Annotated in this window: 13 protein-coding genes and 1 tRNA gene; 9 read left to right on the forward strand and 5 right to left on the reverse strand. The window is 70.0% G+C overall.

Translation table 11 applies throughout. The annotated features are described in order from the left end of the window. Positions 1-134 precede the first annotated feature (134 nt). The 6 genes from JF886_RS09955 to JF886_RS09980 all read left to right on the forward strand — a co-directional run bounded on the left by JF886_RS09955 (position 135) and on the right by JF886_RS09980 (position 7691). Complete coding sequence (locus JF886_RS09955; protein WP_337312023.1) at positions 135-1409, forward strand: glycosyltransferase; 1275 nt, start codon at positions 135-137, stop codon at positions 1407-1409. Beyond that, positions 1396-1875, forward strand: a complete 480-nt coding sequence (locus JF886_RS09960; protein WP_337312025.1) for a GNAT family N-acetyltransferase — start codon at positions 1396-1398, stop codon at positions 1873-1875. Before JF886_RS09955 ends, JF886_RS09960 begins: the two co-directional genes overlap by 14 nt. 4 nt (positions 1876-1879) lie before the next feature. After that, positions 1880-2035 carry a hypothetical protein gene (locus JF886_RS09965; RefSeq protein WP_337312027.1) on the forward strand — a complete coding sequence of 52 codons (156 nt, stop codon included), beginning with the start codon at positions 1880-1882 and terminating at the stop codon, positions 2033-2035. Continuing rightward, positions 2032-2403 carry a hypothetical protein gene (locus JF886_RS09970; RefSeq protein WP_337312028.1) on the forward strand — a complete coding sequence of 124 codons (372 nt, stop codon included), beginning with the start codon at positions 2032-2034 and terminating at the stop codon, positions 2401-2403. Before JF886_RS09965 ends, JF886_RS09970 begins: the two co-directional genes overlap by 4 nt. Then, a complete protein-coding gene (locus tag JF886_RS09975; protein ID WP_337312030.1) occupies positions 2403-5051 on the forward strand; it encodes a glycogen/starch synthase in 2649 nt (882 codons plus the stop codon). The genes JF886_RS09970 and JF886_RS09975 overlap by 1 nt, the downstream gene beginning before the upstream one ends. A 66-nt stretch (positions 5052-5117) precedes the next feature. Further along, positions 5118-7691 carry a sugar phosphate nucleotidyltransferase gene (locus JF886_RS09980; protein ID WP_337312032.1) on the forward strand — a complete coding sequence of 858 codons (2574 nt, stop codon included), beginning with the start codon at positions 5118-5120 and terminating at the stop codon, positions 7689-7691. 23 nt (positions 7692-7714) lie between these two features. Here JF886_RS09980 and JF886_RS09985 read toward each other — a convergent pair whose 3' ends face one another. Beyond that, positions 7715-9937: an MMPL family transporter gene (locus tag JF886_RS09985; RefSeq protein WP_337312034.1), complete on the reverse strand. Its 2223-nt coding sequence runs from the start codon at positions 9935-9937 to the stop codon at positions 7715-7717. A gap of 101 nt (positions 9938-10038) precedes the next feature. Between JF886_RS09985 and JF886_RS09990 the strand changes: the two genes are divergently transcribed. Continuing rightward, positions 10039-10284, forward strand: coding sequence for a histidine kinase dimerization/phospho-acceptor domain-containing protein (locus JF886_RS09990; RefSeq protein WP_337312036.1), 246 nt, complete (start codon positions 10039-10041; stop codon positions 10282-10284). 9 nt (positions 10285-10293) lie between these two features. Here the strand turns inward: JF886_RS09990 and hemH are convergent, their stop codons facing one another. The 4 genes from hemH to JF886_RS10010 form a co-directional block, all read right to left on the reverse strand. Beyond that, positions 10294-11241: a ferrochelatase gene (hemH, locus tag JF886_RS09995; protein WP_337312037.1), complete on the reverse strand. Its 948-nt coding sequence runs from the start codon at positions 11239-11241 to the stop codon at positions 10294-10296. Further along, positions 11238-12302: a uroporphyrinogen decarboxylase gene (hemE, locus tag JF886_RS10000; RefSeq protein ID WP_337312039.1), complete on the reverse strand. Its 1065-nt coding sequence runs from the start codon at positions 12300-12302 to the stop codon at positions 11238-11240. The genes hemH and hemE overlap by 4 nt, the downstream gene beginning before the upstream one ends. 81 nt (positions 12303-12383) lie before the next feature. Then, entirely contained in the window at positions 12384-14423 is a 2040-nt protein-coding gene (locus JF886_RS10005; RefSeq protein ID WP_337312040.1) for a RecQ family ATP-dependent DNA helicase, read from the reverse strand. A gap of 102 nt (positions 14424-14525) precedes the next feature. Next, positions 14526-14804 carry an Lrp/AsnC family transcriptional regulator gene (locus tag JF886_RS10010; protein ID WP_337312042.1) on the reverse strand — a complete coding sequence of 93 codons (279 nt, stop codon included), beginning with the start codon at positions 14802-14804 and terminating at the stop codon, positions 14526-14528. Between the two features lie 70 nt (positions 14805-14874). Here JF886_RS10010 and JF886_RS10015 point away from each other — a divergent pair, with 70 nt between their 5' ends. Next, entirely contained in the window at positions 14875-16497 is a 1623-nt protein-coding gene (locus JF886_RS10015; RefSeq protein WP_337312044.1) for a long-chain fatty acid--CoA ligase, read from the forward strand. Between the two features lie 40 nt (positions 16498-16537). After that, positions 16538-16609, forward strand: a tRNA-Gly gene (locus JF886_RS10020). Positions 16610-16767: the final 158 nt, after the last annotated feature.

Consider the following 16767-nt stretch of genomic DNA (forward strand, 5'->3'; position numbering starts at 1 on the left):
CTCGGCGCACCTTGTGCGCCGACGGTTCCGTTGCGGGCCATTGCGGCTTCGCCTGGTTGGTGGTGGACCGTTGTTCTGGGTTGCCTGGTGGTCGTTCACGCATGTTCTCTTTTCAGCAGGCACACTTCTCGGTCGTGTTCACTCCTGACACGCTTGAGATTGCCATGGTCTCGTTCGAGGGGCCTGACCAGTACAGCCAGGCCGGCGGCCTGGGAGTGCGCGCCAAGGAGATCTGCCGTGCCTTTGCGGCCGTGGGCTTCCGGACGACCCTGTACTTCGTCGGCGATCCGGGCAAACCACGCGAGGAGGATGTCGACGGCCTGCGCCTGGTGCGCATCTGCCAGTCGGTGAGCCGGCAGTACCCGGCCGGTGTGTACGACGGCGAGCACGACAAGATCGAGGCGATGTGGTCGGAGCTGCCGCCCTTGCTCGTGCAGATTTCGGTGCAGCCGTCGGTGGCGGCGGGACGGGTGCTGGCCATCATGTGCGAGGAGTGGCAGACAGCCGACTTCGTGGAGACCCTCGACCGCAACCTGCGCCAGCTGGGCCTGCGCGACCGCTGCGTCATCCTCTGGAACGCCAACAACCACTTCGGGTTCGACAACATGGATTGGCGGGCGCTGGAACGGGCGGCGACGGTCACCACTGTGAGCCGCTATATGAAGCACCTGATGTGGCCGCACGGGGTCAACCCGATGGTCATCCCCAATGGGATACCGGTGGAGGCGTTGCGGCCGGTCGACGACGCCGCGGTCAAGGTCATCGCAGAGGCAGGCCACACGCCGTGCCTGACCTTCAAGATCGGCCGCTTCAGCCCCGACAAGCGCTGGCACCAGAGCCTTGATGCCATCGCCGAGCTGCGCGACCGCGGACTGCCCGCGAGGCTGCTGATGCGCGGCGGCATCGAGCACTTCGGCCACGGCGTCCTCGGCCACGCTCGGCAGCTCGGGCTGGACGTCGCGGAGTGGAACGAGCCCATCGAGGAGCCGGCCGACGTCGCTCGATCGCTTGAGCAGACTGGCACAGCGGCCGTGGTGAACCTCCGTCGCTTCCTGCCCGAATCAGTGCTGCCGGCAATCTCCGTGGCGGCGTGCGCGGTGCTCGCCAACTCCGGCCACGAGCCGTTCGGCCTGGTCGGGCTCGAGGCGATGGCCGCCGGCGGTGTGGCCGTGGTGGGGGCGACGGGGGAGGAGTACGCGCGGCCCTACGGCAACGCCATCGTGGTCGAGACCGCGGAGGGCACCGAGCTGGCCAGTGCGCTCGCCGGACTGGTGGAGCGCCCCGAGCTGTCAGCACGGCTGCGCGAGGCCGCTCGGCGCGATGCCGCCGACTTTGCGTGGCCGGAGATCATCGACGGCTTCCTCGAGAGGATGCGGTACGTGGCGGCGCGGCAGCATGTCGCAGTCTGACCCACAGCCCTTGCGCGCCGGACCTGGCGACATCGCGGTGCGTGACGTCGCGCTGTCCGCCACCAAGGACCTGCGCGCCCGGGTGCTCCGCAACCACATCCCCGGCTCGCCGGCACACACCCCCAGCGACGACCTCGCCGACACCTGGCACCTCGGCGCGTTTCGCGGAGACCGCCTTGTGGGGGTGGTGACGGTGTTCCCACAGGACGCCCCAGGGCATCCGGGCGTGCCCGCGCAGCGGTTCCGTTTCATGGCCGTCGAGCCCTCCGAGCAGGGCACCGGTGCGGGCTCCGCGCTGATGAAGGAGGTGATTGGGCGCGCCCGCGCACGCGGCGATCGCCTGCTCTGGGCCAACGGGCGCGACACGGCGCTCGACTTCTACGTGCGGCTCGGCTTCGAGGTGGCCGATGAGAGCTTCACCGAGTCCAACTTGCCGCACCACGTCGTCGTGCGGCGGATAAGCTGAGACCGTGGATGAGCGCCGACTGACTTCAATTGCCGCCGAGCTCGGCCTCAGCCCAGACGAGCTGCGCGAGCTGCGGCCGCAGCTGACCCCGGGTGTCGACGAGGCGGTGGTGGGCGGGCTGATCCGCTTCGAGGACGCCCTCTTCGAGCTCTCCCAGTGAGCGCTCTGCTGCAGGCTGCCGACCTGCGCTTCATCAACACAGTGGCCGCACAGCGTTTCGGAGGCGGTGAGCGCGGCGCGATCGACGACGCGGCGGTCGAGGCGGCGCTCGCCGCAGCCGGCGACGGCACCGCATTCGCGCGGGCGGCGACTCTCGCCGCCGGACTGCTGCAACGCCATGCGTTCAGCAGCGCCCCCCTGCAGACCGCCCTGCTCGTCCTGCACTGCGCGCTGAGCCTCGAAGGCTTCAGCCTGATCGCGCCGCAGGGTGTCCTGGCGGGCATGCTCCGCGGCCTGGACAAGGACGGAGATGCGGGCGTGGTGGCCCGCTGGTTGGAGGATCGCGCCGTCCCGTCGGCGTCCGGCTGATGCCCCGACCTCCGCTGGCCGTGGCCGTGGTGTGGCACATGCACCAGCCCTGGTACCGCGACGATGCCGCCGGCGAGTTCGTGCTTCCCTGGGTGCGCCGTCGCGCCACCAAGGACTACCTGCACATGCTGCGCATCCTCGAGCGGCACCCGGACGTGCGCGTGACCATGAACATGGTGCCCAGCCTGCTCGCCCAGCTGGAGATCTACGCCGCCGGTGACGCAGCCGACGCAGAGCGCGAGCTTTGCCTGCGCGGCGCTGAGGAGTTGACCCCGGCCGAACGCGCCTTCCTGGTGGCCAGCGCGCAGCGCGAGGACTACGGGCGCAGGGTCGCGCTGTTCGCGCCGTACCTGGAGCTGCTCGGCCGCCTCGCCGACTCACGGCATCCGTCCGCTGCGAGCGTGGAGGACATCCGCGACCTGCAGCTCTGGACGCTGCTGCTGGCGATCGAGCCTGGGCGCATCCGTGACGACGCCGACCTCCTCGCCCTGGCGCGCCGCGGCCGCGGTTTCCGCGAGCTCGACAAGGTGCTCGTCGATGCCCACCAGTTGACCCTCATGCAGTCGGTGATTCCCGCCTACTCCGACGCGCTCGCCGCCGGCCGCGTCGAAGCGATGACCAGCCCGTACCACCACCCCATCCTGCCGCTGCTCATCGACGCCTCCAGCGCGCGCATCGCTACGCCAGATCTCGCGCTCGCCTCGCCGCCGCTTCGCGCTGAGGCTGACGCGGCCGAGCAGGTGCGCAGGGGGCGTGAGCACTTCGCGCGGGTCACCGGCCATGAGGCCGCGGGGATGTGGCCACCGGAATGCGCGGTCTCGCCGGCGGCCGCCGCGCTGATGCGCGACTGCGGGACGCGCTTTGCGGTCAGCGATGAGGGGGTGCTGGCGCGCACGCTGCAGTGCGACGACGTGCGCGGCGATGCCCAGCTGTACCACCCGCACGCCGACGCCAGCGGTCTCACCCTCGTCTTCCGTGACGCCCAGCTCAGCAACCTGATCGGCTTCAGCTACCGGTCGATGCCATCGGATGCCGCCGCCGCCGACCTGGTGGCGCGGCTCGAGCAGATTGCCGCCGACGACCGCGGCGACGGCTCCGCTCGCCTGGTGACCATTGCGCTGGACGGTGAGAACTTCAAAGACTTCTATGAGGAAAACGCCACCCCGTTCCTCGACGCGTTCTACGCGAGGCTAGTGTCGAGCCCGGCACTGAAGAGCACGCACATCGGCGCCTTCCTCGACGCCCACCCGCACAGCGTCCGGCCGCTGCCGGAGCTCTGGACCGGCTCCTGGGTCGACGCCGACCTGCGCACCTGGATCGGCGAGCCCGCGCACACGCGGGCGTGGACGTTGCTGGCCTCGACGCGGGCCGCGCTCCGTGGCGCCGGCGGTGCGCCCGTCCATCCGCGCGCCCACGAGGAGCTGCTCGTCGCCGAGGGATCCGATTGGTACTGGTGGTTCAGCAGGCGCCACGACTCCGGGAGCGACGCCGCCTGGGACGCGCTCTTCAGGACCCACCTGCGCAATGCGTACGTCTTGGCCGGCCTCGACGTCCCGGCTGAGCTGGAGCGCCCGGTGCTGGACGCTGTGACGATCGGCAACGATTGTCGGCCCTTGCGCGCAATCGACCCGCCGGCTGACGGGCCTGCGGAGTGGCGCAGCGCAGGCACCGCGGAGGTCGGCGCCGCGCTAGGGTCGATGCGGCCCCCGGCGAGCAGCGTCTCGCGCATCCTCTACGGCGCCGGCGGCGGCCGGCTCCACCTCCGCTTCGGCGACACTCAGCCGCACTTCGATCGCGTCGCGGTCGACGCCGGGTCCGCGGGACGGCTGCTCGTCGACCGTCCGGTCAGGAACCTGGCGATCGCTCTGCGCGGCAGTGACGCCGACTTCTCGGTCCTGCTCGAGGAGTCCGGGCGTGGAACCGAACGCGTGCCCGCCAGCGGCGAGCTGCACGTCCAGGCTCCGCACGCCGGTGCCGCCCGGCCGCTGCGCGTGCTGGTGGCCGCGGCCGAGTGCGCCCCGCTGGCGGTCGCCGGGGCACTGGCGGGCGTCGTGGCGGACACAGTGGCGGCGGCCGCCGCCCTCGGCCACGACGTGGTCCTCGTCCTCCCCAGGCATCGCAGCGCCGGCTTGGGCGAGGACCCGGGCGTGCGACTGCCGGCCTTGCACGCCGCCTCCGCTGGACGCCTGGTGACGGCGGGGGTGGTCCAGGGTGTCCTCTCCGGACCCGGCGTCCCCGTCCTCAGCGTCGACGCGCCCGCCCACTTCGACCGCGCGGCACCGTACGGCGACCCCGACGACGGGGAGCGGTACCTGGCCTTCTGCGCGCTGGTCGAGGCCCTGCTGGAGGCCACCGCTTTCGCTCCGGACGTCGTGCACGGGTTCGAGTGGCAGATGGCCGCGCTGATCGACGGCCTCGCCAAAGGCGACGACCCGCCGGCCACGATCTTCAGCGTCGCCGCCGACTCCCCCGGCTACCGGGTCGGCGCCGCCGCGCTGGGCGGGGTGGCGGGAGAGCGTGGAGGCGCCGAGGTCGACCTTCTCGTTCTCGGTCGCGAGGCGGCGACGGTGGTGGCCGCCTCCCCGCTGTCCAGCAGCCTCGCGAACCTCTACGGCACCGCGCTCGAGCTGGCCGGCTCCTCATCGTGAAGCGCGTCGAGCCCGCCTGAGCTCGAGCTTCGCCCCCGGGACGCGCCGCCTATGATGGAAGCGGATATGAATTCGTCGCCAGCCGGCTCGGGCGTCAAGGCGGTGGTGATGGCGGGCGGAGAGGGATCGCGTCTGCGTCCGCTCACCAGTCAGTACCCCAAACCGCTGGTCCCGGTGGCCGGGACGCCGGTCATCGAGCACATCCTCCGCCTGCTCCGCGACCACGGCATCACCCAGGTGATCCTCACCCTCCAGTACTTGGGGGCGGAGATCCGCAACCGCCTGGGCGACGGCTCCGACCTCGACATGGAGATCGAGTACGTCGTCGAGGACCGGCCCCTGGGCACGGCCGGGAGCGTCGGCAATGCCGCCCACCTGCTCGACGACACCTTCCTCGTGATCAGCGGCGACTCGCTGACGGACATCGACCTTACCTGGGTGCTCGAGGAGCATCGCCGCCGCCAGAGCCACGCCAGCATCGTCCTCAAGAGCGTACCCAACCCGCTCGAGTACGGCGTGGTGGTGACCGATTCGGACGGCAGGGTGCGCCGCTTCCTGGAGAAGCCGTCCTGGGGTGAGGTCTTCAGCGACCACGCCAATACCGGCATCTACGTCATCGAGCCGTCGGTCCTCGGGCACATCAAGCCGGAGGTCGCCGTCGACTGGTCCCGGGACGTCTTCCCGGGGATGCTGCGCCGCAAGGAGCCGCTCTTCGGCATCGTCGCCGAGGAGGGTTACTGGTGCGACATTGGCTCCATCCAGTCCTACATGCAGGCCAACTGGGACGCGCTCGAGGGCCGCGTCCGCTGCCACATCCCGGGACGGCGTGAGGGCAGCGTCTGGATCGGCGAGGGCGTCGAGTTCGGCATCGGCGTGCAGCTCGAGGGTCCCGCGTACATCGGCGACGAGGTCAAGCTCAAGGCGGGCGCCTTCATCAACGGCCACGCGGTCATCGACAAGTACACCATCATCGACGACAACGCCAAGCTCTCCAACACCGTGGTCTGGCCGCACTCGTACATCGGCGAGAACTGCCGGCTGCGCCAGAGCATCGTGTGCCGCAACGTCACCATCAAGAATGGCAGCCTGCTCGAGGACAACACCGTGATCGGCGACGACTGCGTCATCGGGCGCGGTTCGCGGATTCGCTCCGGGGTGAAGATCTGGCCCCACAAGGAAGTGGAGCCGGGTTCGACGGTCAATGAGTCGGTGATCTGGGCGGGGGAGTGGCGTCGCGGCCTCTTCTCGTCGTACGGCATGGGCGGTCTCATCAACGTCGAGCTGACCCCGGAATTCTGCGCTCGGCTGGGCGCCGCGTTCGCGGCGACGTTGCCGCGCAACGCCACCATCGCCGTCGCCCGCGACCATGCGCGCAGCTCGCGGATGATCAAGCGGGCTATCGTCTCCGGGCTGATCAGCGCCGGCGCCACGGTGCGCGACCTCAACGTGGTCCCCGTGCCGCTGACCCAGTTCGCGACCCGCGGGGGCCACTGCGACGCCGGCGTGCACGTGCTGGTGTCACCACTCGACCAGCGCAGCGCTGACATCCGCTTCTTCGACGGCGAGGGGCTGCAGATCGACAAGCGCGCCGAGCGCAAGTTCGAGAACCTCTTCTTCCGCGAGGACTTTCGCCGGGCTGCCTTCTACGAGATGGGCGACATCGAGCACATTGATCCGCAGGGTGACTACTGCCGGCACCTGATGAACAGCGTCGACGCCGCGGCGATCCGCGCCGCCAACTTTCGGGTGCTCATCGACTACGACTACAGCCAGGCGTCGAGCGTGCTCCCGGGCATCCTCGACGACCTCGGCGTCACCGCCATCCCGCTCAACGCCGGGCTCAACGAGCAGCCGCACCACCAGAAGGTGCCCGATGAGACCGCGCTGGTCAGCCGCACGGTCAACGCCGACCTGGGCTGCATGATCAGCCCCACCGCCGAGCGGATCACCTTCATCGACGACGAGGGCACCGTGATGTCCGCATACGAGACCTTCGGGATCCTGGTGAGCTGGTGGCTGAAGACACACCCGGGCATCGTCGTGGCTCCGGCGACCACTCCACAGTGGCTGGTGTCGCTGGTCGGTGAGGCGGGCGGCTCGTTCATGCCCACCCCGGCAGAGGCGTCCGCGGTGCTCCGCGCCTCGGCGGCACCGAGCACCTGCCTCGCCGCCGACGGCGAGGGCGGCTTCATCTGGCCGTATTTCTTCGGTGCCTACGACGCCATGTACACGCTGGTCAAGCTGCTCGAGATGCGCGCCGTCTTCCAGGCGCCGCTCAGCGAGATGCGGCGCGGCCTCCCGGTGTCCCCCTACATCACCGCCACCGAGTTCTGCCCGTGGGAGGCCAAGGGGAAGGTGATGCGCCGCCTGCTCGAGGATCACCAGGGACGGGCGCTCGACCTCGTCGACGGGCTCAAGGTCTTCGTTGACGGCGGTTTCGTGCTGGTCAGGCCCGACCCCGACGAGCCCGCCTACCACGTGGTTGCGAGCGTCGGCGACGAGGCCACCGGCAAGCGCCTGGTCAGTGAATACCTCGAGCGCGTCCGCGTCGCCCAGGGCAGCAACGGCGAAAGCGAGGGGGGAACTGCGTTCCCCCCTCGGACACCCCCCAGCTCAGCGGTGTCAACTCCGCCGACGTGAAGTCGCCTGCGTTGACGGAAGGTTCAGGATGCCTGGCTTTCGGGTCGGCCGGGTGGGCGCTTCATCCATCTTGGCGCCCACCAGTTGGCGCTGCCGAGCAGTCGCATCAGCGCCGGGACGACCAGTGCGCGCACCAGTGTGGCGTCGGCTAGCACGGCCACCGCCATGCCGATTCCGGTGGCCTTGATCGTGACGACGCGCGCCAGTCCGAACGCCACGAAGACGGTGATCATGATCGCCGCGGCGCCGGTCACCAGCCGCCCGCTGCGCTCCAGCCCCTCGGCGACGGCGGCGCGATTGTCGTGGGTGCGGCGCCACGCCTCCTGTATGCGCGTCAGCAGGAACACCTCGTAGTCCATGGAGAGCCCGAACACCACGCAGAACAGCAGCACCGGCAGCGTGGGATCGATGGCGCCCGGGGTGACGTTGAGCAGGCTGGACAGGTGGCCATCCTGGAAGATCCACACCATGGCACCGAACGCGGCGCTTAGCGAGAGCAGGTTCATGACCACCGCTTTGATGGGCAGGATCAGCGAACGGAGCAGCAGGAAGAGCACGACGATCGTCGTCAGCATCGCGAACCCAACCGCCAGCGGCGTCTGCTGCACGATGTAGTTGACGAAATCGATGTCGAACGCGGTGTCCCCGGTGACCACGGCGTCGGCGCCGACCACCTTGTCCTCGGCGCGGATGCTGCGCACCAGCGCGTGCGCGGCGTCACTGGCCGGCAGGAACGGGGTCACCGCGTCGAGCAGCGCGATGTTGCGTCCCACAGTGCGGGTCTCCTCGTCGCGCACCGCCGCGGGCAGCGACGCGGCGGGCCCGGCGTACATCTGCTGGTACGCACTGACGCTGAGCTGCGGATCGACGTCGACGTAGCTGCGCACGGCGGCGACCCCGGGCGTCGCGCGGAGCCTCCGGCTCAGCGTGTCGGCGACGGCGACGTTGCCGGGCGACAGCGGCGAGCCGCTGTTGAACACGACGACAACCTCGATGAGGTTGGTGCCCTGGCTCGGGAACGCTGAGGCGAGCAGCTGGGCGCCCCGCCGTGCCTCTGCGTCGGGCGGCAGCTGGCTGACGTCGGTGCTGGCCAGGTGGAGGTGGAGGAACGGCGAGCCGGCGGCAAGGAGCACGGCGACGGTCGGCAGCAGGACCAGCAGCGGGCGGCGCATCACCGCGGTGGCGATCCGGTGCCACAGCCCCTGGCCGAAGGGACGCGGGCGCAGGATCGGCACCGAGAGCCGGTTGATGCGCGGGCCGAGCACAGCCAGCAGCGCGGGCAGGAAGGTGATCGCGAGCAGCACTGAGATGGCCACCACGAACGCCCCGCAGATCCCCATCGAGACCAGGAATGTGCCGCGATAGAAGAGCATGGCCGCCAAGCCGATGGCGACCGTCAGGCCACTGAACGCGATCGCGCGCCCCGCGGTCCCCATCGTGACGGCCACGGCATCGCCAACCTCTCGACCGTTGGCGAGCTCCTCACGGAAGCGGCTGACGATGAACAGCGAGTAGTCGATGGCGATCCCGAGGCCGATCAGGGTCACGATGTTGACCGCGTAGGTGGAGACGTCGGTGGCGTGGGCGAGGAGCAGCGCGGCGCCGACGCCACCGGTGACCGCGAGCAACCCGATGGCGAGGCACACCAGTGCTCCCACGCCGGTGCCGAAGACGATGAGCAGGAGAACCAGGGCCACGACCGACGAGCCGATCTCCGCCTTCTCCAGGTCCGCTGCCAGCAGGCTGTCGAAGTCGTAGGCCAGAGGCACGTCGCCCGTCACCGCGACGGTCATCGGCGGCGGCGCGACGATCTCCGTGCGCATCTCGCCGAAGTGCTTGCGGGCGGCGGTGAAGCCGATGTTGAGCGAGACGATGGCGAGGATGCGGTGGCCATCGCTCGACACCATCTGTGCCGCCTGCGCAGATGGCGCGGTGTAGGGTGTCTGGATCCCGGCGACACGCTGGTCGGCCGCCAGGGATGCGAGAGCCCGTGAAGCCTCCTCGCGGAAGCCGGCGTTGCTGGAAGGCAGCCTGGCATCGCTGAGGATGACGGTGAAGTTGACGCCGCTCTTGGGAAGCTGCCCCGACATCAGTCCGAAGCCGCGACCCGATTCGAAGTCGAAGTTGTTGGCGTTCTGCGGTTCGCCACCGGTGGCGATGGCCACCCCGGAGAGGATGAAACCGGCGATTGAGAGGGCGAGCACGACGCGGCGGTGCGCGTACACAAAGTGTCCCCACCGATGCACGCGCGGAGTATATCGGCGACCTCAGGCAGCCCCGCCCGCGCCGGAATCCAGCCGGACCTGTCCGGGGAACGACTGTCGCGGGCGACTATGATCGGCCCGCGATGGCAGAGCCACCATTTCAGGACGGCGGCGACGCGCCGGGAGGCTCCGCTCACCTGCGCCACCTCGCCCATGAGCTGCGCCAGCCCCTGGTGGTCGCGGTGGGCTACGTCTCCATGCTCGAGGACGGATCGTTCGGCGAGCTGCCTGCGGAGGTGAGGACGGTGCTGCGCACGGTCGCTGAGCGTCTCGATGCCATGAACGGGATCATCGATGACTTCGCGGAGGGCGGCGAACCGGCGCTCTGATCGAGCAGGTCAGGCGTGGACGGCTGTCAGCTCTCGGTCAACGACCGCGGCGAGCGCGTCGATAAACAGTGGGTCGGTGTTGGGCATGGCGATGCGATGGAAGCGTAGCTGAGCCGCGCGCGCCTGTTCGGCGGCGGCGACGTCGATGTCGTAGAGGATCTCGAGGTGGTCACTGACGAACTGCACCGGCACCACCAGCACGTCGGTGGCGCCTGACTCGCGAAGTCGCGGCAACACGTCGACGAGGTCGGGCTTGAGCCACTCCTCTGGGCTGTGGCCGGCGCTCTGGTACGCGAACGTCCACCTCTGCCTGTTAAAGCCGAGCCGATCGGCGACGGCGGCGATGGTCTCGTCGATCTGCGCCATGTAGCCGGGATCTCGTTCCACCACCGGCCGCGGCAGGCTGTGGGCGGTGAAGACGATGGCGACGCGGTCGCGGTCGGCCGCGTCGAACCGTCGCAGCGCTTCGTCGACCCGCGAACAGAGCGAGTCCACCCAGGCCGCAACCGTGTGCCATGCCCCCGCCATCCGAACCGGGAGATCCGGCGCGACCTCGGCGACGGCGGCGCTGAGCGCGCGCTCATAGCCGGTGAGGATCAGAGGCGAGTACTGCGGAGCGAGGACGATACCGACCACCCGGGTGGCGCCGCCGTCGACCAGGTCGCGCAGCGCGTCGACGATCTGTGGCGGCGAGTGGAGCATGCCTGCGGACACCGCAAATTCCTGGCCGCCGCCGCGCGCCTGGAGCTGACTGCCCAGTGCCGCGGCCTGCTCGCGCGTGATGTCGAGGAGTGGGGAGCGTCCGATGACGTCAAACCGGCGCGCGAACTCGGCGACCAGCTCCGGCGAGGGATCGCGACCTCCGCGCACGCTGCGCAGGTATGCGGGGACGTCAGCGGATGTCACCGCCGAGCCGAACGTCATGAGCAGCACGCCGGCGCGTTCGTCGCCGCTCACGAGGTGGCCGAGGTCCGCTCGTGCACAAGCTCGACGACCCTGCGCAGCGTCGCTGCGGGGGTGTCGGCAAGAACGCCGTGGCCGAGGTTGAAGATGTGGCCGGGCCGGCCGCCCGCCTCAGCGAGAACGCGCACGGTGTGCCGCTTCACCACTGGCCACGGCGCCAGGCACACGGTGGGATCGAGGTTGCCCTGGATGGCCAGGTCACCGATCCGCGACCACGCCTGGTCGAGCGGCAGTCGCCAGTCCACGGACATCGCGTCCGAGCCTGCCCCGGCCATCGCCTCGAGGAGGTGGGCGGCGCCGGTCCCGAAGTGGATGGTCGGAACGGTACCTGCGACACCACCGAAGATGCGGGTGACGTACGGAAGCGCGAACTCCCGGTACTCAGCGGCGGCGAGCACGCCGATCCAGGAATCGAAGAGCTGCACCGCCTCGACCCCAGCCGCCACCTGGGCACGCAGGTAGCGGATGGTGACCTCCGTCAGGGTCTCCATCAGCTCGTGCCACAGCGCCGGCTGACCGTACATGAGCGCCTTGCTGCGCGCGAAATCCTTGGTGGGGCGGCCCTCGATGAGGTAAGAGGCGACCGTGAACGGCGCCCCGGCGAAGCCGAGCACCGCGGTGCGACCGTCGAGCTCGCGGCGGATCAGCCGGATGGCCTCGAACAGGTCGGGCGTGGCCTCCTCGGCGTCGACGATGCGCAGCGCCCGCACCGCAGCCGTGTCGCGCACGGGCTCCTGGATGACCGGGCCGACACCGGGGTCGATGGCGAACGGCACGCCCATCCCGAAGAGCGGCAGCATGATGTCGGCGTACAGCACCGCGGCGTCGACGCCGAACTCGTCCACCGGCATCAGCGTGACCCTGGTGCAGAGCTCGGGCGTGCGCGTGATGGTGAGGATGTCATACGTCTCGCGCAGCTCCCGGTACGCCGCCAGACAACGCCCGGCCTGGCGCATGAACCACACCGGGGTGCGATCGACGGGCTGACGCTGTGCAGCCGCGAGGAAGCGCGTTGCCCCGGTCATGGCGATCGGCGACGCCGGTGCAGCGGTCATGGATCGAGCGTACCGGACGGTGACGGCAGGCCGGCCTGGCCGCCTTGTGTCAGCCGGTGGGGTGAATGCCCGGCTGCTGGATCAGACTGGCTGACCGGCGAGAACGCGCAGCACGTCGTCGCCGTAGCGGGCGAGCTTGGCCGGTCCGATCCCGGGCACCGTGACCAGCGCTGCCGCCGTTGTTGGATTGCGTCGCGCCAGCTCGCGCAGGGTACGGTCACCGAAGACGACGAAGGCGGGGACGCCCTCGGCGACCGACGTGACCCTTCGCCATCCGCGCAAGCGTTCGAACCGCTCGCCGGCGTCGCCATCCAGCTCCTCGTCCGGTCCGGCGTTCCTGGGCGGGCGCGGCAGGGCCGCGCCGATCACCTCGACCTCCACCTCGACCTCGCTGCTGCCGTCGAGCACCGCCTTGCCCAGGGTGGTCAAGGACAGCACCGGGCGCTCGCCGCTGCTCCGGCGCACGCATCCCTCCTCGACGAGGGTGGCCAGCAGCTCGCGAACGCCGTCGGTGCTCCAGGCGCGCAGGGCCCCGAAGAACCCGGCGTCCCTCACCCAGCTTCGCTGCTGGGTCCAGGCATCGTCGGCGCCGCGCAGCAGCGCGGCCAGGCGCGCGGCGCCGAGGTGCCCGTCGAAGCGCGCCACGCAGGCCAGCGCGGCTTGGAGATCCGCGACCGCGACGGAGCTGCGCGACCGGGCAGGGCTCAGGCAGTTGTCACACGACTGGCAAGTCCGCGGGGCGCCTTCCTCGCCGAAGTAGTCCGCGATGCGCGCATGGCGGCACCCGGTGCTGCGCGCGTAGTCCATGACCTGGTGGAGTCGCGCGTACGCGTGCTCCCGCAGCACGACCTGCGCGTCGAAATCGACCGGGGCACCCTGGAGGCGTGCGACATCTCCGCCGTCGAGCAGCGCGCCGGCGCGACGCAGCAGGTCGAGCGCGGCCCGCACCACGTGCTTCTCTCGATCCGGCAGACGACGCTCCCAATCGTCGACGTCCCAGCGGCCCTCGCGCAGCACCACCCGGTACACGTCGCGCACCGCGTCGCGCTCCGGATACGCCTGCTCGATGAAGAACGACTGCAGGTCGCGGTCCGCAGGGCTGTAGAGCAACGTGCAGTCAGCGCGCTCGCCGTCGCGGCCGGCGCGGCCCGCCTCCTGGTAGTACTGCTCGATGCTGCCCGGGAAATCGAGGTGCACGACATTGCGGATGTCGGGCAGGTCGATGCCCATCCCGAACGCGGAGGTGGCGGCGATCACCTCGATGTCGCCCTTCACGAAACCCGCGTGGGCGTGGTGCCGCGCGGGGCTGTCGAGGTCACCGTGGTACGCGGCAGCGCGGAAGCCGTTCTCGCGCAGCAGCTCGGCGATCTCCTCGGTGGCGCGCACCCGACCGCAGTACACGATGGCGCGGCCGGGGAGCGCGCGCAGCACGTTGAGCAGCGCAGCCCGCTTCTCGGCGAGACCGCGGCAGCGAACCACGCCTAGGCGGAGCTCGGGGCGGACGAAGCCGGTGACCCGCACCTCTGGCTCCTGCATGCCCAGCGAGCTGATGATGTCGGCGCGCACCCGCGGCGTCGCCGTCGCGGTGAAGGCGCCGATCGGGGGGCGCCCGCAGAGCGCGGCGGCGTCGCGCAGTCTGCGGTAGTCGGGCCGGAAGTCGTGGCCCCAACTGGAGATGCAGTGGGCCTCGTCGATGGCCAGGCGGCTGACCGTCAGCCCAGACAGCGCCGCGGCGAACGCGGGGACCCCAAATCGCTCGGGCGTCACGTAGAGGAAGCGCAGCGCGCCGGAGCGCGCCGCCGCCAGCGCCGCCTCCTGCGTCGCCCGATCGACCTGGGAGTGGAGTGCCGCCGCCGCAATGCCCAGGGAGGTGAGGCGCTCGACCTGGTCGTTCATGAGCGCGATCAGCGGGGAAACGACCAGCGTGAGGCCACCGGCGGCGATCCCCGGCACCCAGTAGCCGATGCTCTTGCCGGAGCCCGTGGGGGCGACGAGGAGAAGGTCCCGGCCGGCCTCGGCGGCGGCGACGATCTCGCCCTGCCCGGGGCGGAAGCTGCCGAAGCCGAAGACCGTGCGAAGGACGTCCTCCGCCATGTCGCTGGGCGCGCCCACCGTGGTCACCCCGGCACGGCGCCTGGGAACCCGCCGCCCACGCGCAGTGTCATCGCGCCGAGGGTAGCAGGCGTCCGCGGACGGTCCGCGGACGGCGCTCGCCGAGGCGGCTCAGTCGACGCCGATGTCGAAGGCCGTCGCCTCGTCAGAGCGACCATAGGAGCGGATGGCCACGTGGGTGTTGGTCCGGGTGATCCCTGGGAGCGTCGTGATCCGCTCCGTCACCAGCGTGGCCAGGGCGTCGAGGTCGGCGACCCGGACCACCGCGACGAAGTCCGCCGAGCCCGTGGTCGTGTACACCTCCGCGACCCCGTCGGTGTCGGCCAGCCCTCGGGCGACGTCGTGGATGTGGGCGGGCTCGCAGACCACGAGCAGGAAGGCAGTGACCACCGATCGAGCCTAGCAGGCGACCGTAGAATGCCGAGTCGCGCGCGCAGCCGAGAAACCCCAGGAGCGGCAGATGAAGAGCACGATGCAGCCGTACCAGCTGACGGTGACGTCCCTGATGCACCACGGGGCGCGGCTGTTTGGCGGCACCAGCGAGGTGATCACCTGGCGGGGTGACAAGGCGCGTCACGCGACCTACGCCGAGGTGGCCGAGCGCGCCGCCCGCCTCGCCAACGCTCTCTGCCTGATGGGCGTCAAGCCCGGCGATCGGGTCGCCACGCTGGCCTGGAACAACCAGGAGCACCTCGAGGCCTACCTGGCCATCCCCTGCATGGGCGCGGTCCTGCACACGCTCAACCTGCGCCTCACCCCGCAGCAGCTGGTCCACATCGTCAACGACGCCAAGGACAAGGTGATCATCGTGGACGGTTCGCTGGTGCCGTTGCTGGCGGCGATCCGCGAGCATGTCCCCACCGTCGAGCACGTGATCGTGTTCGGTGAGGGCGACACCGGCAAGCTCGGTGACCACGTTACGTACGACGACGTCATCGCCGCTCAGCCATCGACGTACGACTGGCCTGAGATCGAGGAGGACTCGGCCGCCGCGATGTGCTACACGACCGGCACCACCGGGGACCCCAAGGGGGTCGTGTACAGCCATCGCGCCATCTGGCTGCACTGCTTCGGGGTCTGGGGCGCCTTCCGCCTCGACGAACGCGAACGCCTGTTGGTGATCGTCCCGATGTTCCATGTCAACGCGTGGGGCATCCCCTACGTCGCTTGGATGCTCGGCTGCACGCTCCTGCTACCCGATCGCTTCCTACAGCCCGAACCGCTCTGCGCGTTCATCACCGCCGAGCGCCCGACATTCACCGGCGGGGTGCCAACCATCTTCACCGGCATGCTGCAGTATGCGCAGGCCAACAACGCCGACCTGTCGTCCATCAAGCGCGCCATCTGCGGTGGCTCCGCCGTGCCGCGCGCGCTCATCGAGGCGTTCCGCGACAAGCTCGACATCGAGCTCATACAGGCGTGGGGGATGACCGAGACCAGCCCGATCGGCTGCATCGCCACCCCGCCGCCGGGTGTCCCTGTGGAGGAGGAGATGGACTGGCGCAGCAAGACTGGGAGGGCGGTGCCTGGCGTCGACCTCCGGATCGTGGGCGACGACGGCGGCGAGCTCCCCTGGGACGGCAGGTCGGTCGGCGAGCTCGAGGCGCGCGGGCCGTGGATCACGGGCTCGTACTACGGCGTCGAAGCACCGGAACGTTTCCACGACGGCTGGCTGCGCACCGGCGACGTCGGGGTCATCGACTCACGCGGTTACCTGCAGATCACCGACCGCTCGAAGGACGTCATCAAGTCGGGTGGCGAGTGGATCTCCTCCGTCGAGCTGGAGAATCACCTCGCCGCTCATCCCGCCGTCGCCGAGGCGGCGGTCGTGGGTGTTGCCGACGCCAAGTGGGAGGAGCGTCCGCTTGCCGCGGTGGTGCTCAGGCCGGGCGCCGAGGCGGGCCCGGAGGACCTGCGCAACTTCCTCGACGGCAAGGTGGCCCGGTGGTGGCTGCCGGAACGCTGGACCTTCGTCACAGAGCTCCCCAAGACGAGCGTCGGCAAGCAGGACAAGAAGGTGATTCGTCAGCTCTACACCGACGGCAAGCTCGACGTGCAGGAGGTCGGCAAGGCGGCGCGCTGACCGCCACGCGAGCCGCACATCGGTACACTCGCCATCCCGTGCGGGAGTAACTCAACGGTAGAGTGCAACCTTCCCAAGGTTGAAGTTGCGGGTTCGAGCCCCGTCTCCCGCTCCGCCCTCCGAGCAATGCTAGTGCGCTGGAAGGGGAATAGGTAGACGGATGGGTGGGAGATGATGCACGCTTCCGGGTATGGCAAATCACCCCTCGCCCCCGTTATTGCCGACCACCGAAGAGCGCGCGGCTTTGGAGATGTGGACGCGCAGCCGATC

Origin of the sequence: Candidatus Aeolococcus gillhamiae, assembly GCF_016464765.1 — a bacterium.
Taxonomy (GTDB): Bacteria; Chloroflexota; Dormibacteria; order Aeolococcales; family Aeolococcaceae; genus Aeolococcus; species Aeolococcus gillhamiae.

Excerpts from the sequence above, each read along its gene's own strand:
- JF886_RS09980 (WP_337312032.1), top strand. The coding sequence starts at position 5,118 with ATGAATTCGTCGCCAGCCGGCTCGGGCGTCAAGGCGGTGGTGATGGCG.
- JF886_RS09990 (WP_337312036.1), top strand. The coding sequence starts at position 10,039 with ATGGCAGAGCCACCATTTCAGGACGGCGGCGACGCGCCGGGAGGCTCC.
- JF886_RS10015 (WP_337312044.1), top strand. The coding sequence starts at position 14,875 with ATGAAGAGCACGATGCAGCCGTACCAGCTGACGGTGACGTCCCTGATG.
- JF886_RS09975 (WP_337312030.1), top strand. The coding sequence starts at position 2,403 with ATGCCCCGACCTCCGCTGGCCGTGGCCGTGGTGTGGCACATGCACCAG.
- hemE (WP_337312039.1), bottom strand. The coding sequence starts at position 12,302 with ATGACCGCTGCACCGGCGTCGCCGATCGCCATGACCGGGGCAACGCGC.
- JF886_RS09960 (WP_337312025.1), top strand. The coding sequence starts at position 1,396 with ATGTCGCAGTCTGACCCACAGCCCTTGCGCGCCGGACCTGGCGACATC.